The following is a 23,453-nucleotide window of genomic DNA, read 5'->3' on the forward strand; positions in this document are numbered from 1 at the left end:
GTCAGTTCTGCGCTCCGGTACCCGATCCACCACTCACCTCGCCCACCGACGAATTCAGTTGCGCCGGAATCGGATGGTCGAACGACTTCAAATATCGGCGATACGCGGCGTCGGCTTCAACGCCGAGCATCGGCTGTGCGGGTGCAGCAATGCGGCCGTCGCGCTGGGTTGCGAGCCAAGTGGTGGTTGAATCGCCTACGCGCGTTTCAGGTACTGCGGCCGGTTGCGGCATGACAGGCGGCCGCGCAACGGTCTCGTACTGCGGTTGCGATTGTGCGTGAACCTCGGGCTGAAGCAAAGGCGCCTGCGTGGTCAACGGTGTTTGTACTTGCGTCTGCGCCTGAACACGCGACGCGAACGGCAGCATCGCGACTGTCATCGCAATTGCAACGCACATCGATTGAATCCTGCTCATAAGCTTCCCCTTAGCGCGCGACGAGTTGCGGCTCTATTGCAGCCGTCGTGCCAGATTGACCGAATGCGTGGCTGCCAAGTGTCTGCGTCAACGGCAACTGCGCGTGCAGCAGCGAGTCGACAGTCTGCGGCGCGCTTGCTACCGGCACACGCGCCCGCTCGCTCGTCGCTGCAGCCACCGCCGCGACGCGGGCGTGAGACGCTTGCGTCGCAGCCGCTGTGATCCGTTGGGCATCGGCGCGAATTGCCTGCTGTACTTCCGCTGAAAACTTTTGCTGTGCGATCAGCCCTTGCGCCGCGGCGGGCTGTCCATCGACGGACAAAAACAACGCAACGTTGCTCAGAATTTTCGGATTGCTTTGCGCCAGCTCGGCGGCTTTCATCAATGGCACGCGCGCACCGGCGATGTCGCCCAGACGCAAGCGTGCGTAGGCGAGATCGGAGAGCGTCAGTGCATCGGTGGGTTCAAGGCGAGACGCAGTGTCCAGAGACTCGGACGCGCGGCCGAAATCTCCCGCGCTTCCCGCGAGCAGTCCAAGCCCGCGATACCCGCGCGCAGCAAGCGGCGTGTTCAGGAGCTTCGTATAAGCTTCGGCGCTGGCCTGCGACTGACCGGTCTGGCGCAACGCATCGGCGCGCAGCAGGACGGTATCGGGCGTGGATCCGTATTGCTTTTCATACGCATCGATATGCGCCAGCGAGGCATAGAACAAGCCTTGCGACTGCATCTTGTCGATCAGCGCGAGATACATGCCGGGTGTATCGGGCGCGTCCTGCTTCTGCTGCGACTGACGCACCGCTGCCTCGCGCTCGGCCTGGATACCGACGCCATAACCGCTTTCCATCTTCGATGCGCATCCGCCCAGCGCGGCAAAAACGGCGCTTGCAAGGATCATCGTAACGATTGCAGTCTTTCTCATGACTCACTCTCTTGAACGTCTCATCGACGTCATTTGTGCAGCGTGGACAGCGAATGAAACACGGCCATGAAGCCTGGACCAGCCGTCATGATCAACAACGCGGGCAGCAAGGTCACGACCATCACGCCGGTCATCTTCACGGTCAGCGCGCCGATGCGCTCCCGCAACGTTGCACGGCGTGACTCACGCAAGCGGTCGCCGAACTGGCGCAGCGGTTCCTGCACGGCGCCGCCGTGTTTATCGACCTGGATCACCAGGCGCATCACCGCGGTCAGGTCGTCGTTTTCATAACTGGTGGAAAGGCGATTCAACGATTGTTCGCGCGTTCGGCCCGTGTTGAATTGCCGCTGCGCGAGCGCGAGTTCCTGCGACAACACCGGCAGCACGGTCGCAAAATCGTTGATCATGACTTGCAGGGTTTGATCCAGCGACAAGCCCACGCCCTGAAGCAGACGCAACAGGTCGACGAACATGGGCAGCTCGGCGACGATCGCGCGCTGACGCGCGGTCGCACGACGCCGCACGAGCCACTTCGGCAACATGAAGCCAATGGCGAGCGCGCCAAACATCCACAGCGCAACGCGCGCCTCGCCGCTGCGCCAGAAGAACACGATAAGCGGCAACAGCACCGAAGAGCCGAGCCGCGCCGCGAAAAATCGGGCACGTGCAGTCGTATCGAAGAAACCGCAGCGCTCGAGCAGGCGGCGGTCCTCATCGGCGACCACGATTTTTCCGAGCGGCGTATCGAGCCATCGCAAAGCGGTTCTACTGATCGACTGGACAATTCGGTCAAGGCTCGTCAGGCGCGATTTCGCCGCCTCGCCGGATAACTTCGAATCCTTACCTTCGTTCGATGCCGGCACGGCCACGCGTGCAGCCGCCGCCGCGCTTGCGGCACGTTGGTCGAGCGCGTGATCGAGCGTGCGCGCGCTGCGGCGATTGCGCCCGAGACTCGCGAACACGAGCAGACCGATCAGCGCGCAAGCCGCCGAGGCGCATATCAGCGCAACCGTCAGGAACGTGTCTGCGTCCATATCAGTCCTTCAACCGCGCAAGTGAATAGAGCAGGAAAACGCCGAGCACTTGCAGGCCGACTGCCACGAAAATGAGGCGCTGGCCGATCGGATCGGACCACATCGCGGCGAAGTACGAAGGATTGGAGACGATCACGAAGCCACCAACGACGACCGGCAGCGCGCCAAGCACCCAGGAGGACAGACGCGTCTCCGTGGTGAGCGCGATCAGTTCTCGTTCGGCTTGCTCCAGGTCGCGCATCAGCGCAGACATGCGGTCGAGCATGACGTCCGAGCGTCCGCCGTAACGTACCGAGACGCGCAACACCGATCCGACCAGCTCCAATTCACGGACGCGGTACACAAGCGCCACGTGCTTTAGCGCAACATCGATATCCACACCCGAGCGCAGCATGCGCGACACGCGGTCGAGGCATTCGCGCAAAGGTGCGTCGCTCGTGGTGAGCGCCGCCTGGAACGAGGCCGGCACGCTATTGCCGATAATGATCAGACGCACGATGCCATCGAGGAAAACCGGCAACTGGCGCTTGATGCGCTGATAGCGTTTTTGCGCGCGCCACGACAGCACTGCATATAGACACACGCCGCCGAAGACGATGAATCCCATCCCCAACAGCCAATGCGTCCTTACGCCGATCGCGATCGCGCCGGCCGCGACCAGCGTGCCGGTAGTGAGCAACAGCGCACGCGGATTCGTGATGCCCGCGCGGCTCATCAGGTTGCCGAACGCATACAGCATGCGCTCGCACTGGCGCTTCACATGCTCGCGAACGCTGCGCGGCGCGCTCTGGGAGGGCATTGCGGACGGCGCGTTGATGCGCGGCCGTTGGGCTTGCGCCGGATTGGAAGCTTGCGCGGCGCCTTGGACGGATGCAACGCGCCGTTCGACAAACCGTTCCGTCATCGCGCGATCACGCGTGTCCTGCGAGCGCTGCCACAATAGCAACCCGCCCGCTGCGCACAGCAACGCCACCATCAGCACGAAGCCGATCCCGCTAGACATTGAAGCCCCCGCCCGAGCGTCCGAAGCCGCGGCCGAAACCATCGTTGAAATTATCGCGTTCGCGCATGTCGTTACCGAGCGTTTGCCGGTACTTCGCGAGCTTTGGCGAACTCGGATGGATGCCGAGCGAGACCCAGTTGTCCTGTTCCTCGCCGCCTTCCAGCAAGACGGGTTCGTATCGATACAACTCCTGCGTCGCGACAATGTTGTCGGAAAGTCCCGTCACTTCCGTGATCGACAATATCCTTCTTCGCCCGTTGGAGAGCCGCCCGATCTGCACGATGAAATCGATCGCGTTCGCGATCTGCCGGCGCAAGCTCGACTCCGTGCCCTGAAAACCGGCAAACCCTGCCAGCATCTCCAGCCTGTAAAGACATTCACGCGCAGAACTCGCGTGGACGGTGCCCATGGAACCGTCGTGGCCCGTGTTCATCGCCTGGAGCATTTCGAGCACTTCGCCGCCGCGCACTTCCCCCACGATGATCCTGTCCGGCCGCATGCGCAGCGTATTGCGCAACAGGTCGCGGATCGACACGACGCCCGCGCCGTCGAAACCGCCGGGCCGGCTTTCGAGCCGCACCACATGCGGATGATTGAGCGAGAGTTCGGCGGTGTCCTCGATCGTCACCACGCGTTCGTGTTTCGGAATGAAGAACGCGAGCGCATTGAGCAAGGACGTCTTGCCGGAACTCGTTCCGCCCGAAACAAGCACGTTGCAGCGCGAGGCGACCGCTGCGTCGAGCAGCGCGCTGATCTCCTGATTGAACGTGCCGTTGGCGAGCAGATCGTCCGGACGCAAGGGATCACGGCGAAACTTCCGTATCGATACAACCGGTCCGTCGAGCGACAACGGCTCGATCACGACATTCACGCGGCCGCCGTCCGGCAGACGTGCATCGACCATGGGATTGGATTCATCCAGCCGCCGGCCGATAGGCGCCAGAATCCGCCGCACGATGCGCAGCAGATGCGCGTTATCGGCGAAACGCACGGGGATCTTCGCAAGCATGCCGTGACGGGAGACGTAGACATCGTCGAAGCCGTTGATGAGGATGTCTTCAACGGCCGGATCAGCCAGCAGATCCTCGATAGGCCCGAAACCCGCCAGTTCCTTTGTCAACGCCTCGGCGACCAGACGCACCTCGCTTTCGTTGAGCGGAATGCGCCGCAAGCGAACGAAGCCATCGATTTCCAGATCGACAAACTGATTTATCGCCTGACGCGACCATCGCCCGAATTCCGCGCCCAGTTCCTCGATCCGCGTGAGCAGATGTTCGTGCGCCGCGTTCTTGATGTCCTGGAACTGCTGCGTGTGCGCGAACGAAGTGGCGTCGTCGGCGAATTCGATGTCTTTTGCCATCGTCTATGACCGCTTTTTAAAAGTGGAAAGGAACCGCTTGACGCCGCTCGCTGCATCGGTGAAAGCAATGGGTGTTGCGCCTTCCGATGCCGGACCTGGCGTGCCGGCCTCCGGCGCTTTGCCGCCGCCAAGCCGTGCAAGCAAACCATCGAGCGCGCGCACGTACGGGTCACGCTCGGCGATCTCCGCGAGCAACTGGCCCTGGTTCACGGCGCGCCCGAGCGCCTGTGTGCGCGACGGCAACACCGCGAGCAACGGCAAGCCCAGCCGCTCGGCGATCTGCTCCGCCCCGAAGTGCAGCGTCGCATCGAATTTGTTCACAATGAGATGCATTTTCTGCGGCGCGTCTGCCTGCGATTGCGCGTCATGCTCCCGCAAGCCTTCGAGCAACTCCACCGCCGAGACCGCCGACGCCACATTCGGATCGCAGACGAGCCACACGTTGTCGGCGGCCTGCACGACCTGGCCGATGAATTCAAGGTTCGTGAAGCCGCCCAGATCCACCAGTTGATGATCGAAAAACGTGCGCAAGCGGTTGAGCAAACTCACCGCGGATGCATACGACACCTCCCGCATGGACGCGAGATCGGTCGGCAACGTGGTGACGGCAAGACCGCTGGCATGACGACCGAAAGCCGTATGCACGAAGGTCTGGTCGAAGCGGCGAAGGTTGCGCACGGCATCGACGAAATGGAACTCGCTTTGCGTGTCCAGCAGGACCGAACTGTCCGCGGCCGGAATGCCGAGGTCGAGCAGCGCTGCTGTTCTCAGCGCAGCCACGTCGCGCTTTTGTAGTTTGACGGCGAGATTGGCAGCCAGCGTGCTGACGCCTACTCCAATACGTGCGCCGAGCAACACGGTGATCTTGCCGTGGCGGTTCGCCACGCGCTGCGCTTGCGCGGACAAGCTCGCCTGTTCCAGCAACTGCTTCGTGATTCGCAGTGCTTCCTCGGGCTGGCCCTCCACATCGATAAAATCACGCACGCCCGCACGCAATGCCGCGATCGCACTGCCGGAATGCTGCAGCGATCCAAGCGCGACAATGGCAAGGCCCGGAAACGCATCCCGCACGGCAGCCGCGATCGCCGTCGCACTTTCAACACTCGCTTGCGGCGCCTCGAGCGGTGCGCGTCCAAAGTCGATGTAAACAAGAGAGGCGCCAAGCGCCGCGATCTTCGGTACGAGCGCAACCGGATCGAACGGCACATGTTCAATCTGACCCAATGTGCCGAGCGCGCGCGTGAGCCATGCGCGTCGTCCTGCATCCGCGCAGACGCACAAGAATCGCGTGTTTTGCGCACGCGTTTCTACATCAGTCAAGGAAAGAACTCTTGCGTTCATCGCGCGCACCTCTGCTATTGCGCATCATTTTGAAAACCCCGGCGCCATATCGCTCGATGCCACGCCGCCCATGAACGAGCGCCACACGGGTCCGTCGCGCTGCTCGGACTGCTCGCCCGGCGTGCCGGGCAGCGGTGCACCTTTCGCTATCGGCGAGACGAGATGCGGCGTCACCACGATCACCAGTTCGCGATCGTTTTGCGTGTACTGCAAGGTCTTGAAGAAAGAACCGATGATCGGCAGGTCGCCGAGCATCGGCACCTTGTCGACGTTCGACATCGTCTCGCGATCGATCAGGCCGCCGATCACGTAGCTCTCGCCATCGCCGAGTTCGACGGTCGTATCGGCGCGGCGCGTGGTGATCGCAGGAACGGAAATGCCATTGATGGTCAATGCATGCTGGAAGTCGAGCTGACTCGCCTCAGGCGCGACCTTCAACGCAATGCGCTGCGGTCCGAGCACGGTCGGCGTGACCGTCAGACCAATCCCGTACGGCTTGTAGACGATGCTGATCGTGCCAAGCGACTGCGGCACCGGCACAGGAATCTCGCCGCCGGCGAGAAAACTCGCGCTCTGCCCGGACAAGGCGACGAGCGTGGGTTCAGCCAGCACACGCGCGAGGTTGTTCGACTCCAGCAGGCTCAGATTGGCGAAGATGCCACGCGTGCCCAGATTCACGATGAGATTGAAAGCGCTGCTGATCGGTGTCGTGCCCTGCACCTGCAGGTTGGTGGTCGCGCCGCCCGTATAAGACGTCAGCGATGAAGGCGAGAACGTCCCGAATGCAAACGCGTTGTTCTGCTTGAAGAGGTTGAAGCCCGCTTGCTTCAGCACGGACTTGCTGAACTCCACGACCTTCACATCGACCTGGACCACGGGACGCACGGCTACGGTGGATGCATCGAAAACGCTTCCGCCTTTCGCGCCGCCCGCCGATGCATCGGGTGAGCCGCCGTCCTGCTTTCCCGAGTCTTTCGAATCGGAACCCGCCGCACCATCCGCAGTTTTGCCTAATGCGTCTTTCGCCACAGCCAGGGCGCGCTGATGCGACTCCACGGTGGCAGCAGATCCTGTGATCACGGCCGTGCCGCCAAGCACATTGACCGCCGGTGTATCGCTGCCGAGCAGCTCACGCGCGGCTTGGGTGGTGACGTTGATCGTGTAAGTACGCGGCTGCGTACTACCCTTCTCCCACAGCATCATTTCCGTACGGCCCGCGCTTTTTCCAACCAGCAGCAAGCCGCTCGCAGCGCCGCTGCTGCTCTTGAGCCAAAGGACATCGGCGACGCTGGGGTCACCTACCGCGACACGCTGCAATGCGCGCCCGGGTGCGATTTGCCGTTGTGCGCCAACGGCGATTTCCAGCACGCGCGAAGCCGGGTCCGCTGCGCTGTCCGCGACCGATGCAGCGCTCGCGGCGTGTGCGGTTTTGGCGCTAAGCATGCCTCCCGGCGCGGACGCGCACAGACACGCCAGCAACGCGATCGATACCCGCCGCGCGCCGCAATCAAACCGTTCTCGAACAGAACCTTCGACTTTAATCATTTTGTATTTCGACTGCGTATTGCGTTGTCGCCACACGGCGGCATGGCCCCGAACTTCGCTTTTAATATTCCGCACTTCTAACCACATTAACGTCACGCAGCATGTTTTCAGTAGGTAAGTTTTTCCCTATGTGAACCGCGAATCACCTCAAGATCGTTCGATGCAGCCTGAACGCGCGGCGCTTTGAAGGCCGGCATGGCAGGCAACGGGGGCGGCAACTGTTTTACCGGTTGCGCCCCGACTCCTCCAGCGAGTGTCTGCAGCGACAATCCTGCTGCCGCCCGCCCTTTGTTTTCGTTCGTAATCCTGAGCGATGCCAAAAGCGGCGCCATCGCGACGGGTTCCGTCACATCGCGATCGGCGGGATTGCGCAGCGCAATCACAAGACGGCCGGCCCCTTCGGCGAGCGTCAATGCATCGATGTCAGCCGTACGCACCGCCAGCACCGCTGTACGCGATCCGCCGCCGCTGCTTGGGGCGTGCGTGGCATTCGACGCACCGTCGCCGCCGCTATCCGATGTGCCGGGCAACGTGGCGTCGCCGAAACTCAGCACCCGTACCCTCGACAACAAGAGCCGCGCCTGTGTCGCCGGCACCTCGGCCTCAAGGCCGGGACCCGCGCTCATATCGCGCTTGAGCATGAAGAACACATCGACAAAATTGCCCGGCCGCACGCGATTGCCCACGGCGTTGCCTTCATCGATGCGCACTGCGACCGCACGTTCTCCGGGCGCGATGGCGTCGGCAAGCCCCGTGGAAAGGCTGGCTTCGGTGAGCGTGGTGTTTGCGGTGATCGCGGTAAGCGGCACGCGGCCGATCACAGGCGCGGCATCGCCGAACTCGCTTGCTCCCCGCGATGGCGCCATGCGCAAGGTCAGCGCATCGGCTTCTATCGGCTTGCCTGCAGGGAGATCGCGTGAGGCCACGACCACGGGGAAACTTGCCTGCCCTTGCACGACAGGCGCGACGGGCGCCGGCGCGCGGCGCGAAAGCGACCACGCGAAAATACCGAGCAGCACCGCCAACGCGATCAGACACCCAGCGAGGATACGAGTGATATTGGCCATGTTCGTGTTTGTCCTGGGCGCGTGTGACGCTCAGAACAGGTTCTCCGGGTTCAGTTGCACCATGGCGTTCGCGGTGAGCGCGGCCGGCGTCGGCAAGCCGATGAGCGGCAATACGGGCACAAGTGGATTGCTCGCGTAGTCGTAGTTCAGCGAAACATTCACGCATTGCATGGAGGCATCGAAGGTACAGGGCGCGTAGGTCGCCGTGCACGGCGTGGTCGTCGCGAGCCAGTTCACCAGTCCGTTCGCCGTCGTGCATGCCGCGTTTGCACGCAGCGCGAGCGCGCTCGCTGTGCTGTTCGCCGTCGGTTGAAACTTCAGCGCGGCACGCGCCCCTTCCGATGCCGCAAGCGCAAGCGATTGCTTCGCGGCGAAGATGACGCTGTAGGTGACGATCGCGTAGAAGATCAGGAAAAAAATCGGGAAAATCAGCGCGAACTCCACCGCCGTGCTGCCGCGTTGCAACCGTTGCCGCCGTTGTGAGGATGCCCCGTTCACGGGATATTTCATTGGGTGGCTCCGAGGGTATGGAGCGTGAAACTCCCCAACGCCGATACCGCGAGCAATGCGGCATAAGGCGTCGCGCGGCGGCCACCGACCATGAAGGTCGCATGACGTACACGATTAGCGCTGCCGTTGCCGACAACGACATGTGCTGCGCTGCTTCGCCTCGCCTTGATCATCGCCGGCACGATCAGGCATACCGCGTGAATGCCGGCGAAAATGCTCGCGGCCATCCACAGGCCGAGCAACGCATGCACACCGCACCACGCGCCCAAGGCGGCAAATATTTTGACGTCGGCAGCGCCCATCACGCCCATCAAATAGAAAGGCATGAGCGCGATAAGGCCGACTGGAAGCCCGAGCGCGGCATCCTTCAAGGCGATATGAAATGGTGAATATCCACTCGCCGCAAATGTGCACGCAAGCACCACCCCGACAATAACAAGCCAGTTCGGAATCCGGCGCCAAAAGCAATCGAATAAAACGACCGCGAGTGCCCAGCTAACGAATAACGCGGCGTTAATCACGATATTGATCCGCTAATGCCAGGCGCGACTTTCCAATCGAATGCGTTTTATCGCATTCGAATAAAAAGCACAGCGACACAGCCACGCATAGCCACGCTCAGCCTGCTGATAATGCGTATAAACCGCGATTGCAGGGAGCGTCCTGTATATACCGGCTGAAATGCCGATATATGCAGGCGCTGATACGCAGCAAATATGTGGCGCGTCACGCCTGACGGCGCAAAGCCTTAGATATGGATCGATGAGGCGATGCTTTGAAACACCGCCTTGAGGTTAGTTGCAATCGGCGTTAAAGCGGTAGCCAGCGCTACCACAATGATGCCGGCAATGAGACTATATTCGATCGCTGTGACGCCGCGTTCGTCGCGTAAAAAACGTTTGATGAAGTTCGACATGATGTTGCCCTCGGATATTTTTTAATGGTCATTCGGGCAAGTGGTCCGGCATTTTTGTGGATCGTAGCCAGCGGGTTCTCTCTTCCCCGCGGTCTTGTGTCCGTATACCTTGTTGCGCGTCTTGGCGCGCTGGTTCACTTGCCGCTTCTCTCAGGTTCTAGATATGTGATCGATGTAGCCTCCATCAGCCGGGATGTTAAATGATGCATCCATGTAACGATTTATAGCTGAACGCTATCTCGAAATCAACGGGTAGACAGCAATAATTTGATCCGTTGATACCCTTGATCGGTAAGCATTGTGCAACAACAACACTTTCCGCCCAATGACTTGGCGTCAATCGTCAAATTCTGTGTCTATTCTTATGACGCGTTGTTAGCGTTCTCTGAATTAGACATATCTAATTGCGCATTCCAATTCGTAAACTCTGGACGGTTCACTATTTAGTTAACGGCTGGTTTGACGCTCGCTTTATGGCGATTTGCTAGTGCGGTAACTCTAGAAACGAATCGTCGCGAGCGCTCTTTTCACTCTCGAGAAACCGTGTTACGTCCTGGTCCGTAACGGCATCGAACACGCGTTACGTTACGTTCCACGGTACACCGCACTAAAGCACGTGTGCCCTGATCCCGCTGTCGTCCCGCAAAGCCATACCACGCCTTGTACTGTCTGGTTAACCCGGTCACCTCTCAAAGTCGTTCATATGCGTCCGTTCAAAATGGCACGCGTCCTGCAATAAGACGATGGCAGTTCAAAAAGCACAAAACTAAATACCATCCGAGGGCGTTATGAAGACCGCACACAATCACACGGGCGCATTGCGCGTCACCATTCTCACCGCTGCCATCGCGACCATGCTGACGCTCGGCGCATGCGGCGGTTCAGGTTCAACCAGCAAGCAACTCGGCAGCTCCGGCTCGAGCGGCGCGATTCCCACCACCGGTGGCGACGGAAGCACGTCGGCCGGCAATGGCGGCGGATCTGGCACCGGCACGGGCGGCGGCGGCGGCGGCAGCGGAACGGGCGCGGGCGGCGGTTCGGGATCGGGCGGCGGCACGGTCGTGGGCGGTGGCGGTGGAACAGGCACAGGTGGTGGGACCGGTGGAACGGGCGGCGGTACAGGTGGAACGGGCGGTGGTACGGGTGGAACGGGCGGCGGAACCGGCGGTGGTGGCGGAGGCACAGGCGGTGGGACCGGTGGCGGTACGCCGACCGTGACTCCGGTTGCAGGCATCGCCACGAATGCCGGCAATCTGGTATCGGCGGCGGCCAATACGGTTTCGGGTCTCGGCTCGGTTATCGGCAACGCCAACGTTCCGGGCGTGAGTCCGGCAACGACTCACGCGGCGGGCGACGTTGTATCGAATCTCGGCGGCGCCGTGGGCGCGCTCGGCAACGGCGTGTCGCAAGGCCTCGGGCAGATTGGATCGAGCGCGAATCCCGTCGGCACGACACTCGCCAGCACCGGCAACGTCGTTCAAAAAGCCGGTGATGCGGTTTCCAGCACTGGCGACCTGGTCACCAGCGTCGGCAGCGGCGCACTGTCCCCGCTCGCACCGGTCACAACGCCGGTCGGCAATCTCGTGAGCGGCGTAGGCGGCGCCGTTACGCAGGTCGGCGACGCGCTTGGCACCACGTTGTCGACGGGCGCTGTCAGTCAAGTCACGCAAGGGGTCAGCACGCTGATCACCCCGATCACCACGATGGCCAGTTCGCTTACGCAATCAGTCGGGTCGGCGACGGGCCTTGGCGCACCGGTCAACAATCTGCTCACCACGCTCGGCGGCACGCTGAACTCGGCAGGTCAGACGGTGGCATCGACGGGGAACAATCCGCTTGCGAGCGGCCTGGGCAGCGTGGTGTCCAGCACCGGTACGACGCTGGCATCGGCGGGTGGTCTCGTCAATGGCACGCCGGGCGCGAACCCGCTGTCGCCGATCACCGGCATTCTGTCGGGTCTGAGCGGCGGGACCGGTGGCGCGGGTGGCTCGGGAAGTCCCCTTTCTCCGGTTACGGGTCTTGTCAGCGGTTTGACGAATACGGTTGCCGGCCTGGGCGCCGCGCCGGGAGCAGCAGGTCCGCTTGCACCGATTGCATCGCTCGTGAGCGGCGTGACTGGCAGCCTGGGTAATGTTGGCGGCGCCGGCGGCGCAACCGGCGCACTGGCTCCGGTTACGGGTCTCGTCAGCGGCCTGACGGGCGCACTTGCCGGCGTGGGCTCAACACCCGGCGGTGCAGGACCCCTTGCTCCGGTGTCGGGGCTGGTTGGTGGTTTGACGAATAGCATCGGCACGGTTGCCACGGGTATTGCTACGCCCGTTGCCGGTGCGGTGGGCGGCGCGACAAGCGCTCTGACCAGCGCGACCTCGGGCAACGGCTCGGGCGCCGCGGGCAACTTGCTTGCGCCAGTGACGGGTCTTGTAGGCGGCTTGACAGGTGCGTTGAGCGCGGGCGTGGGTGTCGGTGCGGGCGCGACGACGACCAAATCGCCGTCGACCGGCGCAACGACAACGACCGCCGGAGTAGGCGTTGGCGTAGGTCTCTCGAGCACCACGGGCGGCGCCGCGAGCAGCTCGCCGGCCAATCCGCTGGGTGGGGTGACCACGCTCGTCGGCGGCTTGCTCGGCGCGCATAACAAGTAATACTGCAGATACTGCAGCCGGGACCATGAACCGTCGCCATCCCCAGGCGACGGTTCATGGTGAAAACTTCCTTCAATACGTCCCTGCGACGAGGAGGTACGGGTCCATACGCCCCCTTCACGATCCCTTTCAGCGAACGTTTTAATGTCCCGCAGTACCCTGGTTTCGCCGGCGCCCTTCGCGGCGCCGGTTTTGCATGAACACAAACACGATCCATCGATGCAGCCCGTCCGGCCAGACGGCGCACGACGGACACAAGATCGACGCGAGGATGACCACCCGCTACCTAAAAAAAAGATCGTCGGGAAAGCAAATAAAAAGCGAAAGTTAAGGCCGCAAAGAGCCGTAATACAGAGGCATGTCATTGGATCAGCAGCACACGATGACGAACGCGAGCGAGAGCCGCAGTTCGCACGATAAAAGCCAACGAGGGCCGTACCGTGAAGATCAAGGAATGGAAATGGACGCTGCTGGCCGCGGCGGTGGCTGCGCACGCCGCCCAAGCGCAGACCAGCGGGCAAGTCGCGCGCCCGTCCGTGGCGGGCAATCCGCTCGACGCATTGCCGCAAGTGAACGCGCCGCAAAAGCCGCCGTCGGTCACCGTCGATGTCCAGACGCAAACGCCACATATCCAGGAGTTGCTTGCGCGTCATCTGACGCCGCAGAAGATCCAGATCGAAGGCGTAAAAACCATCTCCTTCGATGAAATCGCCCAACGCTTCACGCCGCTCGTCGGCAAAGACGTGACGATCGGTGATCTCATGGAAACCGCGAACGGTGTGACCGCGCTCTACAAGGAACGTGGCTACGCGCTGTCCTTCGCCTTCGTGCCGGCGCAAACCTTCGAAGACGGCGTGGTCCGCATCACGGTGGTGGAAGGTTTTGTGGCCGATGTAAAAATAAAGGGCGAACCCGGATCCGCTGAAAAGCGCATTCGCGCGGTCGCCGACCGGATTCGCGCCGATCGTCCGTTGAAACAGGACACGTTCGAACGCTACGTCAACGTGCTTGGCCTCACGCCCGGCGTGAAGATCGCGGCAACCGTCGCGCCGCCGCAAACCACCGATGGCGCCACTTCGCTCGAACTCGATGTCGAACGCAAGCCGTTCAACTTCGCCACTGGCATCGACATGAATCACCCGGGCTTGCAGGGCATTGTGAGCGCAACCGAAAACGGCTTGCTCGGTCAGGGCGAGACGATCGGCGCATCGGCCTTGCTGCCGAAGGGCCGCAACGATCAAACCTACTTCGCGGTCAACGGCGCATTACCGATAGGCACGGACGGATTCACCGCCAAGGTCGATGCTTCGCATTACTACGGTCATCCCGTCGATAACCCCGGCCTCCCCTCCTTCGTCGAACGTACTGTGGTCAACGACAAGGTAGGTTTGTCGGCTTCGTACCCGTTCATCTTGAGCAACACGCGCAGCCTGATAGGAACGGCCGGCGCGTACGCTTCCCACGACGAAGACCGCTTCAAGAACACGATTACGGGCGCGCAGCTCGGACAGCGGTCGCAAGTGCGCGTGACAACGCTCCAGCTCGACTACACCGGCGTTGATACGGGGACCGTGCGGCGCGCCAGCATCAACGTGGCGAAGGCGTTGAATGTACTGGGGGCATCGAAGGCGGCGGAGACCAACATTCCCGGCGTTGTCACGACCAATCCGATCTCGCTCACCTTCGTGCGCACGGGCGCCACGATTTCGCAAACCAATGAATGGCCGTACAAGATCGGCACCACGGTCGCCGCGACCGGACAATACAGCCCGGATTCGCTGCCGACGTCGGAACAGATCGCGTTCGGCGGGCAACGCTTCGCACTTGGATATCAGCCGGGTGAGGTATCGGGCGATTCGGGCTGGGCGGCGTCTGCAGAAGTCAACCGGCCGTTCGCAATCGGGCTCGCGTTCCTGAAGACCTTCACGCCGTATGTATCAGTGGATACCGCGCATGTCTACCTGCATGGCGGCACGGCGAAACCGAGCAGGCTGGCATCGGTCGGCGTCGGCTTTCGCGTATCGGACGCGAAGTACTACAGCCTGGATTTATCGCTGGCAAAACCTGTTGGCGATGCTCCCGTGGAAGGCAACGGTTCGCGCAGCCCGCGCGTGAACGCGACGTTCTCCTACCAGTTCAACTAACGGAAGCCCGCATGGTGCGCGCGATAGTCGTGCCTGCCCGCCACGAACCAACTAGAGGAAGTCCTATCAAACGTCCTTGATGCTTTAACGTATTCTGTCCGCCAATTAGCGGCAAATACAATCAAGAGACGTTTCACCTCCAGGAGGAAGCATGACGAGTACGACTGAGCGCGCGCATCGGCAATTCAAACGCATCTTGCTGGCCGGCGCGTTGCTCGCATCGGCTGCGAGTACGCTTGCACAGGCTGCATCGCCAGCGGGACTCTGGCAGACCATCGACGATAAAACCGGCCAGCCCAAAGCCGTCGTTCAGATCGTGCAGGACAGCGACGGCACGCTGTCCGGCAGAATTCTCGAGGGGATAGGCAACAACAACGACCCGACCCGTCGATGCACAGCCTGCACCGATTCACGTAAGGATCAATTGCTCAAGGGCATGACGATCATCAACGGCATGAAGCCGGATGGCGATGCGTGGGACGGTGGCCAAATTCTCGATCCTGAGAACGGGAAGCTATACAAGTGCAAGATGCATCTCGACGACGACGGCCAGAAGCTCGTAGTACGCGGCTACATTGGTGTGTCGCTGCTTGGGCGTTCGCAAACGTGGGTCAGGCAGCAATAAATCTCGCCAACGTTCGAAAGCCAAGAATAATCCGGCGCAAGCCGGATTAATGAAGACATCAAGCAGCGCGGCGCGCGCCGTCAGCGTAATCGCCCGGCGCCGTTGGCGCGGTACTCGGCGATTGCACGACAGGCACGAAAACAGGACGGGCATCGCCGTTCACTGACGTGCTGCGTACCAGATCTGCCGAGTGGTTGCCGAGACCCGCGGGTAGCTCGACCGGCACACGCATACGCGATGTCATCAGCGAATACAAACCTTCACTCGCGCCGCCAAACAACTGCTGCATCACGCGGGCCAGCACGCCCGAGTCATGCCACGCCTTGAAGCGGCGGTGGCACGTCTGATACGACGGATATTTGCGCGGCAGCGTGGACCATGAAGCGCCGCTATACATCACCCAGAGCACGCCGTTGAGCACTGCGCGAGTATTGGCAAGCGGCCGGCCGCGCAACTCTGAACGGGGACGCAATTCGGGCAGAAGCGGCGCCACCAATTGCCATTCTTCGTCGGACATATCGCGGTAAGGCTTCATGGTTTCCTCCAATCACAAGTAAGTGATTAGAAGATACGCATCCGCCCGAAATGCCGGTATCAGACATGTCCGAATCTTGAAATAACGCCCAAAGCCTTATGACAGTAACCTCGCGGCGAAATTATGAGTCTCGCATTGTCAATCGTCCTTTCGGCCTATGTTCTCAGGTCAGCGATGTGTCCACCAGCCGACGTTCGGACTCCAGATATTCCTTCGACTGCATCTCGGTGATCCGCGAAACCGTGCGCGTGAATTCGTTGGCCATCGGACCTTCCACATACAGCTCTTCGGCCGGTACTTCCGCCGACATCAGGAGCTTCACCTTGTGGTCGTAGAACACGTCGATCAGCCACGTGAAACGACGCGCCTCGGATGCATTGCGCGGCGACATCTTCGGGACTTCCGAGAGAATGACCGCGTGAAAACGGCTTGCCAGTTCAAGGTAATCGTTCTGCGATCGCGGTCCGCCGCACAGCGTGGCGAAGTCGAACCAGACCACGCCATCGGCTTTGCGCAGCGCCTTCAGTTCACGCTTTTCAATGCGCAGGATCGGGCTTTCGTCGGGTACGGCCGCGAGCTTTGCAAAGTCGGCGCGCAAGGCCTTGTCGGCGGCGGCGCCGAGCGGCGTGTGATACGCCTTCACTTGCGACAACGTGCGCTTGCGATAATCCGTGCCGGCATCGACATTGATCACGTCCAGCTTCGACTTGATCAGCTCGATGGCAGGCAGCAAGCGGTCACGATGCAAACCATCGGGATAAAGCAGATCCGGATCGTAATTCGACGTCATCACGAACTGCACGCCCGCGCCAAACAAGCGGTCGAGCAGCCGGTACAGGATCATGGCGTCGGCGATATCAGATACATGAAACTCGTCAAAGCAAATCAGCCGATAACGCTTCGCCACGCGCCGCGCGAGTTCATCGAGGGGATCGGCCATGCCCTTCAGCTCTTCCAGCTCGCGATGCACCTCGCGCATGAACTCGTGAAAGTGCAAACGCGTCTTGCGCTGCACCGGCACGACCGCGAAGAAACTGTCCATCAGGAAGCTCTTGCCGCGCCCCACCCCACCCCACATGTACACGCCGCGCGGCAACTCCGGGCGCGAGATCAGCTTCTTGAACGCGTTCGAGCGGCGCGCCTTGTACGCGACCCACTCGTCGTAGCAGCGCTGCAGACGTTCGACCGCCGAGAGTTGCGCCGCGTCCGACTGATATCCACGCGTCTCTAGTTCGTGTTCGTAGTATTCGGTGACGTTCATGGTGCGAGGTTTAAGGCCATGGAGACTGAATGCGATGAATAAAACAAAGGCGAGCGGGATAATTCCCGCCCGCCTTCGTCATGCTGCTCAAACCTGCTGCAATTACATGTTGAGCGCGCGCTTGTCGACGGCGAGCGCGGCTTCGCGCATCACTTCCGACAACGAGGGATGCGGATGGCAGATCCGGCCGATGTCTTCCGATGCCGCCTTGAACTCCATCGCCACGACCGCTTCAGCGATCAGGTCCGACGCATTCGCCGCGATGATGTGGCAACCGAGCAGCTCGTCGGTCTTCGCATCGGCGATCATCTTCACGAAACCATCCGCCTTGCCAATGCCGAGCGCGCGGCCGTTGGCCATCATCGGGAACTGACCGGTCTTGATCTCGCGGCCTTCGGCCTTCAGTTGCTGCTCCGTCTTGCCGACCCACGCGATTTCCGGTTCGGTGTAGATCACCCACGGAATGCAGTTGTAGTCGATATGCGGCTTCTGACCATCGATGATCTCGGCCACCAGCACGCCTTCGTCTTCCGCCTTGTGCGCGAGCATCGGACCACGCACCACATCGCCGATTGCGTACACGTTCGGCACGCTCGTCGCGCAATGGTCATCGACGGGAACAAAACCGCGTTCGTCCGTCTTCAGGCCTATTGCTTCCAGACCGAGGTTGTCCGTATTAGGCACGCGGCCGATCGACACGATCAGACGATCGGCGTCGAGCGTTTGCGCGTTGCCGTCCTTGTCCGTATACGCCACCGAGACGCTCGAATTCGTCGTCTTCACTTCGCCGATCTTCACGCCAAGATGAATGTCGAGACCTTGCTTCTTGAACTGCTTCGCGGCTTCCTTCGCGAGCGATTCGTCGCATGCGCCGAGGAACGCGGGCAACGCTTCGAGCACGGTCACGCTCGCGCCCAGACGACGCCACACCGAACCCAGCTCCAGGCCGATCACGCCGGCGCCAATCACGGCCAGCTTCTTCGGCACCGAATCAAACGTCAGCGCGCCTTCGTTGTCCGAGACAATCTTGTTGTCGACAGGAATGGTCGGCAGATGACGTGCTTTCGAACCCGTCGCGATGATCACGTTCTTCGCCGTCACGGTTTCGGTTTCCGCTTCGCCGCTCACTTCGATCTGCACACCGGCGTCCGTCTTGCCCGTGAACTTGCCATGGCCCTTCAGCCACGTGATCTTGTTCTTGCGAAACAGGAATTCGATACCCTTCGTCATCTTCTCGACAATGCCGTCCTTGCGGGCGAGCATCTTCGAGATATCCAGCTTCACGTCGCCCACGTTGATGCCGTGATCGCCGAGGTGATGCGAGACGTTTTCAAATTCTTCCGACGACGCCAGGAGCGCCTTCGACGGAATGCAGCCGACATTCAGGCACGTGCCGCCGAGCTTCAGATTACCGGCCGGGTTCTTCCAGCTTTCAATACACGCAACCGACTTGCCGAGCTGCGCTGCGCGAATCGCCGCGATGTAACCGCCAGGGCCTGCACCAATCACGACGACATCAAATTCTTTGGACATGACTATCCTTCTCTTGTTGGATACACGACGCGCCCGGGCCTACCGAACGCGCCATGAGTCCCAAATAAGGTTCTAACGCTGAATTTAAAGGGCAAACCGCAGGACTTACAGGTCCAGCAGCAAGCGAGCCGGATCTTCCAGCGCGTCCTTCATTGCAACCAGCGACAACACCGCTTCGCGACCGTCGATGATCCGGTGATCGTAGGAGAGCGCCAGGTAGTTCATCGGGCGGATCACGATCTGGCCGTTCTCGACCACAGCGCGTTCCTTCGTTGCGTGCACGCCGAGAATGGCCGATTGCGGCGGGTTGATAATCGGCGTCGACAACATGGAGCCGAACACGCCGCCATTCGAGATCGAGAACGTGCCGCCCGTCATTTCTTCGATCGACAGCTTGCCGTCACGTGCCTTCGCACCGAATTCGGCAATCTTCTTTTCGATCTCGGCCAGGCTCAGCTGATCGGCGTTACGCAGGATCGGCACCACCAGACCACGCGGCGAACCGACGGCAATACCGATATCGAAATAACCGTGATAGACGATGTCGTTACCGTCGATAGACGCGTTCACCAGCGGGAATTTCTTCAGCGCGTGAACGGCGGCCTTCACGAAGAACGACATGAAGCCGAGCTTCACGCCATGTTCCTTCTCGAAGCGGTCCTTGTACTTGTTGCGCAGGTCCATCACCGGCGCCATGTTCACTTCGTTGAACGTCGTCAGAATGGCATTGGTTTGCTGCGACTCGAGCAGACGCTCGGCGATACGTGCGCGCAGACGCGACATCGGCACGCGTTGTTCCGGACGGTCCTTCAACCACTGATCGGCGCCCGGTGCCTTCACGTCAGGCAGGGACGGCTTGGCGGCAGCCGGAGCCTTGGCGGCCGGCGCCTTGGCAGCAGGCGCGGAGCTGGCTGCAACGGCCGGCGCACCTTGCGTGGCGGCCAGTGCGTCGCCCTTCGTGACACGGCCGTCGCGGCCCGATCCCGAAACCTGATCGCTCGAAACATTCTTTTCGGCAAGGATCTTCGCAGCCGAAGGCGAAGCCGACGTGTTCGAGGCTGAAGCGCTCGCCACCGCCGGAGCGGCTTCCTGTTGCGGTTGCGGAGCCGGCGCCACTTCGGCGTCGCCAGCGGCTGCGGCCACCGGTGCTTCGCCGGCCTTCGCTTCTGTATCGATCATCGCGATCACTTCTTCCGCGCCGACCACGTCGCCGTCATGCTTGATGACTTGCGTGAGCACGCCCGCAGCCGGTGCCGGCACTTCCAGCACGACCTTGTCCGTTTCGATTTCGATGAGGATTTCGTCGATGGCGATTGCCTCGCCCGGCTTCTTCTTCCACGACAACATGGTGCCTTCCGACACGGACTCGGACAACTGGGGAACCTTGACTTCTACGATAGACATTATGTTTTTTCCTGAATGTATCTGGGTACGGCGACATGACCAATGCGTCGACGCCGTTAATTCTTGGGATTTCCAGAGCGTGTGAATGCAGCGCGCATCTAACTTACGGCGAGCGCTGCTTGTGCATTCCACGTTCCAAATCGAATCACAGGACAGCGCATGAACAACCGGGGAGCCATGTTAAGGGCGCTCCCCGGTCGGAACCGCTTACTTCGAGATCGTCTGCGCGCCCTTCAACCGGCCAAACGCGCCTTCGATCAGCGCCTTCAGCTGCTCGTAGTGCTTTGCGTAATAGCCGACTGCCGGGGATGCCGATGCCGGACGGCCGCTGTAAGCCAGCTTCTGTCCTTCACGCATGCCTTCACGCAGGTGATGCTCGACGTAGAACCAGGCGCCCTGGTTCTGCGGCTCGTCCTGTGCCCAGACCACTTCCGTCGCGTGTTCGTATTTCTTGATTTCCGCGTCGAACTGCTTGTGGGCAAACGGGTACAACTGCTCGATACGAACGATAGCAACGTCGTTCGCCTTCGCTTCGCGGCGATGCGCGATCAGGTCGTAATAAACACGGCCCGAACACACGATCACACGCTTGACCTTCTTCGGCTCGATCGCAGCATCCGTTTCGCCGATGATCGGCTGGAACGAACCCTTTGCCAGTTCCGACAGGTCCGACACGGCTTCCTTGTGGCGCAGCAGCGACTTCGGCGTGGCGACGATCAGCGGCTTCCTGAACAAGCGGATCATCTGACGGCGCAGCAGATGGAAGATCTGTGCAGGCGTGGTCGGCTGGACCACTTGCATGTTGTGATCCGCGCAAAGCTGCAGGAATCGTTCGATACGCGCTGAAGAGTGCTCCGGACCTTGTCCTTCATAGCCGTGCGGCAAGAGCATGGTGAGACCTGAAACGCGGCCCCACTTCACTTCGCCCGACGAGATGAACTGGTCGATCACCACTTGCGCGCCGTTCACGAAGTCACCGAATTGCGCTTCCCACGCGACCAGCGTGTTCGGCTCTGCGGTCGAATAGCCATACTCGAAACCGAGCACCGCTTCTTCCGACAACACCGAGTCGATCACCGTGAACTTCGCCTGACCATCGGCGATGTTCTGCAGCGGGATGTACGTGCCGTCGTTCCAGCGTTCGCGGTTTTGATCGTGCAGAACAGCGTGACGATGCGTGAACGTGCCACGGCCCGAATCCTGGCCGGTGAGACGCACGGCATAGCCCGATGCCACCAGCGACGCATACGCGAGATGCTCGCCCATGCCCCAGTCCAGCTTCGCTTCGCCACGGCCCATAGCACGGCGGTCGTTGATCACGCGCTCGACCAGCGGATGCACCTTGAAGTTTTCCGGGATCGTGGTGATGCGCTCGGCCAGACGCTTCAGTTCGGCGAGCGGCACGGCTGTGTCGGCTGCATCGGTCCACTTGCGGTTCAGGAACGGAACCCAGTCCACCGCGTACTTGCTCTTGTAGTTCGAGAGCACCGGATCGACCGTGTGATGACCGTCGTCCATTGCCTGGCGATACGCTTTCACATAACCGTCGGCGTCTTCCGCCGTGATCACGCCTTGCTGCACGAGCTTTTCAGCGTACAGCGCGCGCGTACCCGGATGCTTTGCAATCGTCTTGTACATCAGCGGCTGCGTGACCGCCGGCGTGTCCTGCTCGTTGTGACCCAGCTTGCGGAAACAGATGATGTCGACAACGACGTCCTTGTGGAACTGCATGCGGTAGTCGATAGCGAGCTGCGTGCACAGCACGACCGCTTCCGGATCGTCGCCGTTCACGTGCAGCACCGGCGCTTCGATCATCTTCGCCACGTCCGAGCAATACAGCGTCGAGCGCGCATCGCGCGGGTCCGACGTCGTGAAGCCGATCTGGTTGTTGATGACGATATGCAGCGTGCCGTGCGTGCCGTAACCACGCGTTTGCGCGAGGTTCAGCGTTTCCATGACCACGCCCTGACCGGCAAACGCCGCGTCGCCGTGAATCTGGACCGGCAGCACTTGCAGGCCGTCGACGTCGCCGCGACGATCCATCCGCGCCTTCGCCGAGCCTTCAACCACCGGGTTCACGATTTCAAGGTGCGACGGGTTGAACGCGAGCGACAAGTGGACCGGGCCGCCATCGGTCGAAACGTCCGATGAAAAACCCTTGTGGTACTTCACGTCGCCGGCCGGCAGGTCATCGACGTGCTTGCCTTCGAATTCGGCGAAGAGATCAGCCGGCATCTTGCCAAGCGTGTTCACCAGGACGTTCAAGCGTCCACGGTGAGCCATGCCGATGATGATTTCCTGAACGCCTGCGGCGCCCGCGTGACGCACGACTTCGTCCATCGACGCAATGAAGCTTTCGCCGCCTTCCAGCGAGAAACGCTTCTGACCGACGTATTTGGTGTGCAGGAAACGCTCGAGCCCTTCCGACGCCGTCAGGCGCTGAAGAATGTGCTTTTTCTTGTCGGCGGAGAAATTCGGCGTGGAGCGGATCGATTCGAGCCGTTCTTTCCACCAGCGCTTCTGTTCCGGATCGCTGATGTACATGAACTCGGCGCCGATCGTGCCGCAGTACGTATCACGCAATGCTTTCACGATCTCACGCAGCGACGCCTGCTCGAGCCCGAAATACAGGTTCTGCGCATGGAACGTCTGGTCCATGTCGGCTTCGGTGAAGTCGTAGAACGCGGGTTCGAGCTCAGGGATGGCCGGGCGCTCGCGGCGCTTGAGCGGATCGAGGTTGGCCCACTGGGAACCGAGGAAGCGGTACGCGCCGATCAGCGACTGAACGAAGACCTGTTTGCGCGCGGTCGCCAGATCAGCACTGCTTTCGCGCGGCACGAAGCCGTTCGATTTTGCACGCTGAGCGAACGACTCCACGATCGGGCCGTGAGCCACGTCGTTGTGATTCGTCCCATCCGATGCAGGCACGTTCTGCAACGCATCGAAATAGGTACGCCAGGTCTCGGGCACTGACGCGGGATTATCGAGATATGCCTCGTACTGTTCTTCGACGTACGGGGCATTACCGCCGAACAAATAGGAGTTCAGCTGGGAATTCTTCATCATTTACGCTCACCTTTCTTCGAGTTTCTCGAGAAATAGCGGGTTACTCAACCTTCCGCAACACGGCCTGACCGTTTAGCGGATTGCGCGAATCAAGTCTGCTTGGAAGGACCTAAAACTGGCAATGCATCCGCTA

The 23,453-nt window shown here is 61.1% G+C and carries 19 protein-coding genes; 3 read left to right on the forward strand and 16 right to left on the reverse strand.

The genetic code is table 11. The annotated features are described in order from the left end of the window. Position 1 precedes the first annotated feature (1 nt). From HB633_RS12845 to HB633_RS12895, 11 genes are all read right to left on the reverse strand, one after another. The gene (locus HB633_RS12845; RefSeq protein WP_213778472.1) at positions 2-415 is read right to left on the reverse strand and encodes a DUF3613 domain-containing protein; all 414 of its coding nucleotides are present in this window, start codon (positions 413-415) and stop codon (positions 2-4) included. 10 nt (positions 416-425) lie between these two features. Next, positions 426-1,334, reverse strand: coding sequence for a pilus assembly protein (locus HB633_RS12850; RefSeq protein WP_213778473.1), 909 nt, complete (start codon positions 1,332-1,334; stop codon positions 426-428). Positions 1,335-1,363: 29 nt separating this feature from the next. Next, entirely contained in the window at positions 1,364-2,368 is a 1,005-nt protein-coding gene (locus HB633_RS12855) for a type II secretion system F family protein (protein WP_213778474.1), read from the reverse strand. A gap of 1 nt (position 2,369) precedes the next feature. Continuing rightward, positions 2,370-3,371 carry a type II secretion system F family protein gene (locus tag HB633_RS12860; RefSeq protein WP_213778475.1) on the reverse strand — a complete coding sequence of 334 codons (1,002 nt, stop codon included), beginning with the start codon at positions 3,369-3,371 and terminating at the stop codon, positions 2,370-2,372. After that, positions 3,364-4,731 carry a CpaF family protein gene (locus HB633_RS12865; protein WP_213778476.1) on the reverse strand — a complete coding sequence of 456 codons (1,368 nt, stop codon included), beginning with the start codon at positions 4,729-4,731 and terminating at the stop codon, positions 3,364-3,366. Before HB633_RS12865 ends, HB633_RS12860 begins: the two co-directional genes overlap by 8 nt. Before the next feature lie 3 nt (positions 4,732-4,734). Further along, positions 4,735-6,051, reverse strand: coding sequence for a fimbrial protein (locus HB633_RS12870; RefSeq protein WP_255580902.1), 1,317 nt, complete (start codon positions 6,049-6,051; stop codon positions 4,735-4,737). 45 nt (positions 6,052-6,096) lie between these two features. Further along, positions 6,097-7,515, reverse strand: a complete 1,419-nt coding sequence (locus HB633_RS12875) for a type II and III secretion system protein family protein (RefSeq protein ID WP_213778644.1) — start codon at positions 7,513-7,515, stop codon at positions 6,097-6,099. A 209-nt stretch (positions 7,516-7,724) separates the two neighbouring features. Then, on the reverse strand, positions 7,725-8,684 hold the full coding sequence (gene cpaB / locus HB633_RS12880; RefSeq protein WP_213778477.1) for a Flp pilus assembly protein CpaB: 960 nt from the start codon (positions 8,682-8,684) through the stop codon (positions 7,725-7,727). Positions 8,685-8,714: 30 nt separating this feature from the next. Then, positions 8,715-9,194: a TadE family protein gene (locus HB633_RS12885; protein ID WP_213778478.1), complete on the reverse strand. Its 480-nt coding sequence runs from the start codon at positions 9,192-9,194 to the stop codon at positions 8,715-8,717. Next, the gene (locus HB633_RS12890; protein WP_346730306.1) at positions 9,191-9,715 is read right to left on the reverse strand and encodes an A24 family peptidase; all 525 of its coding nucleotides are present in this window, start codon (positions 9,713-9,715) and stop codon (positions 9,191-9,193) included. Before HB633_RS12890 ends, HB633_RS12885 begins: the two co-directional genes overlap by 4 nt. 227 nt (positions 9,716-9,942) lie before the next feature. Next, positions 9,943-10,110, reverse strand: coding sequence for a Flp family type IVb pilin (locus HB633_RS12895; RefSeq protein WP_213778479.1), 168 nt, complete (start codon positions 10,108-10,110; stop codon positions 9,943-9,945). Between the two features lie 788 nt (positions 10,111-10,898). Between HB633_RS12895 and HB633_RS12900 the strand changes: the two genes are divergently transcribed. The 3 genes from HB633_RS12900 (at position 10,899) to HB633_RS12910 (ending at position 15,521) form a co-directional block, all read left to right on the forward strand. Next, positions 10,899-12,752, forward strand: a complete 1,854-nt coding sequence (locus tag HB633_RS12900; protein WP_255580903.1) for a collagen-like triple helix repeat-containing protein — start codon at positions 10,899-10,901, stop codon at positions 12,750-12,752. Between the two features lie 440 nt (positions 12,753-13,192). Beyond that, positions 13,193-14,896: a POTRA domain-containing protein gene (locus HB633_RS12905; RefSeq protein WP_213778480.1), complete on the forward strand. Its 1,704-nt coding sequence runs from the start codon at positions 13,193-13,195 to the stop codon at positions 14,894-14,896. A 151-nt stretch (positions 14,897-15,047) separates the two neighbouring features. Beyond that, entirely contained in the window at positions 15,048-15,521 is a 474-nt protein-coding gene (locus HB633_RS12910) for a DUF2147 domain-containing protein (protein ID WP_213778481.1), read from the forward strand. 58 nt (positions 15,522-15,579) lie between these two features. Here HB633_RS12910 and HB633_RS12915 read toward each other — a convergent pair whose 3' ends face one another. From HB633_RS12915 to HB633_RS12935, 5 genes are all read right to left on the reverse strand, one after another. Next, positions 15,580-16,056, reverse strand: coding sequence for a transposase (locus HB633_RS12915; protein ID WP_213778482.1), 477 nt, complete (start codon positions 16,054-16,056; stop codon positions 15,580-15,582). A gap of 163 nt (positions 16,057-16,219) precedes the next feature. Then, the gene (gene zapE, locus HB633_RS12920) at positions 16,220-17,317 is read right to left on the reverse strand and encodes a cell division protein ZapE (RefSeq protein WP_213778483.1); all 1,098 of its coding nucleotides are present in this window, start codon (positions 17,315-17,317) and stop codon (positions 16,220-16,222) included. 102 nt (positions 17,318-17,419) lie between these two features. Continuing rightward, on the reverse strand, positions 17,420-18,850 hold the full coding sequence (gene lpdA / locus HB633_RS12925; RefSeq protein ID WP_213778484.1) for a dihydrolipoyl dehydrogenase: 1,431 nt from the start codon (positions 18,848-18,850) through the stop codon (positions 17,420-17,422). 105 nt (positions 18,851-18,955) lie between these two features. Further along, the gene (gene odhB, locus HB633_RS12930) at positions 18,956-20,254 is read right to left on the reverse strand and encodes a 2-oxoglutarate dehydrogenase complex dihydrolipoyllysine-residue succinyltransferase (RefSeq protein ID WP_213778485.1); all 1,299 of its coding nucleotides are present in this window, start codon (positions 20,252-20,254) and stop codon (positions 18,956-18,958) included. A gap of 207 nt (positions 20,255-20,461) precedes the next feature. Next, positions 20,462-23,320 carry a 2-oxoglutarate dehydrogenase E1 component gene (locus HB633_RS12935; RefSeq protein ID WP_213778486.1) on the reverse strand — a complete coding sequence of 953 codons (2,859 nt, stop codon included), beginning with the start codon at positions 23,318-23,320 and terminating at the stop codon, positions 20,462-20,464. Positions 23,321-23,453: the final 133 nt, after the last annotated feature.

The sequence above is a fragment of the Caballeronia sp. dw_276 genome (genome assembly GCF_018449635.1).
Taxonomy (GTDB): domain Bacteria; phylum Pseudomonadota; class Gammaproteobacteria; order Burkholderiales; family Burkholderiaceae; genus Caballeronia.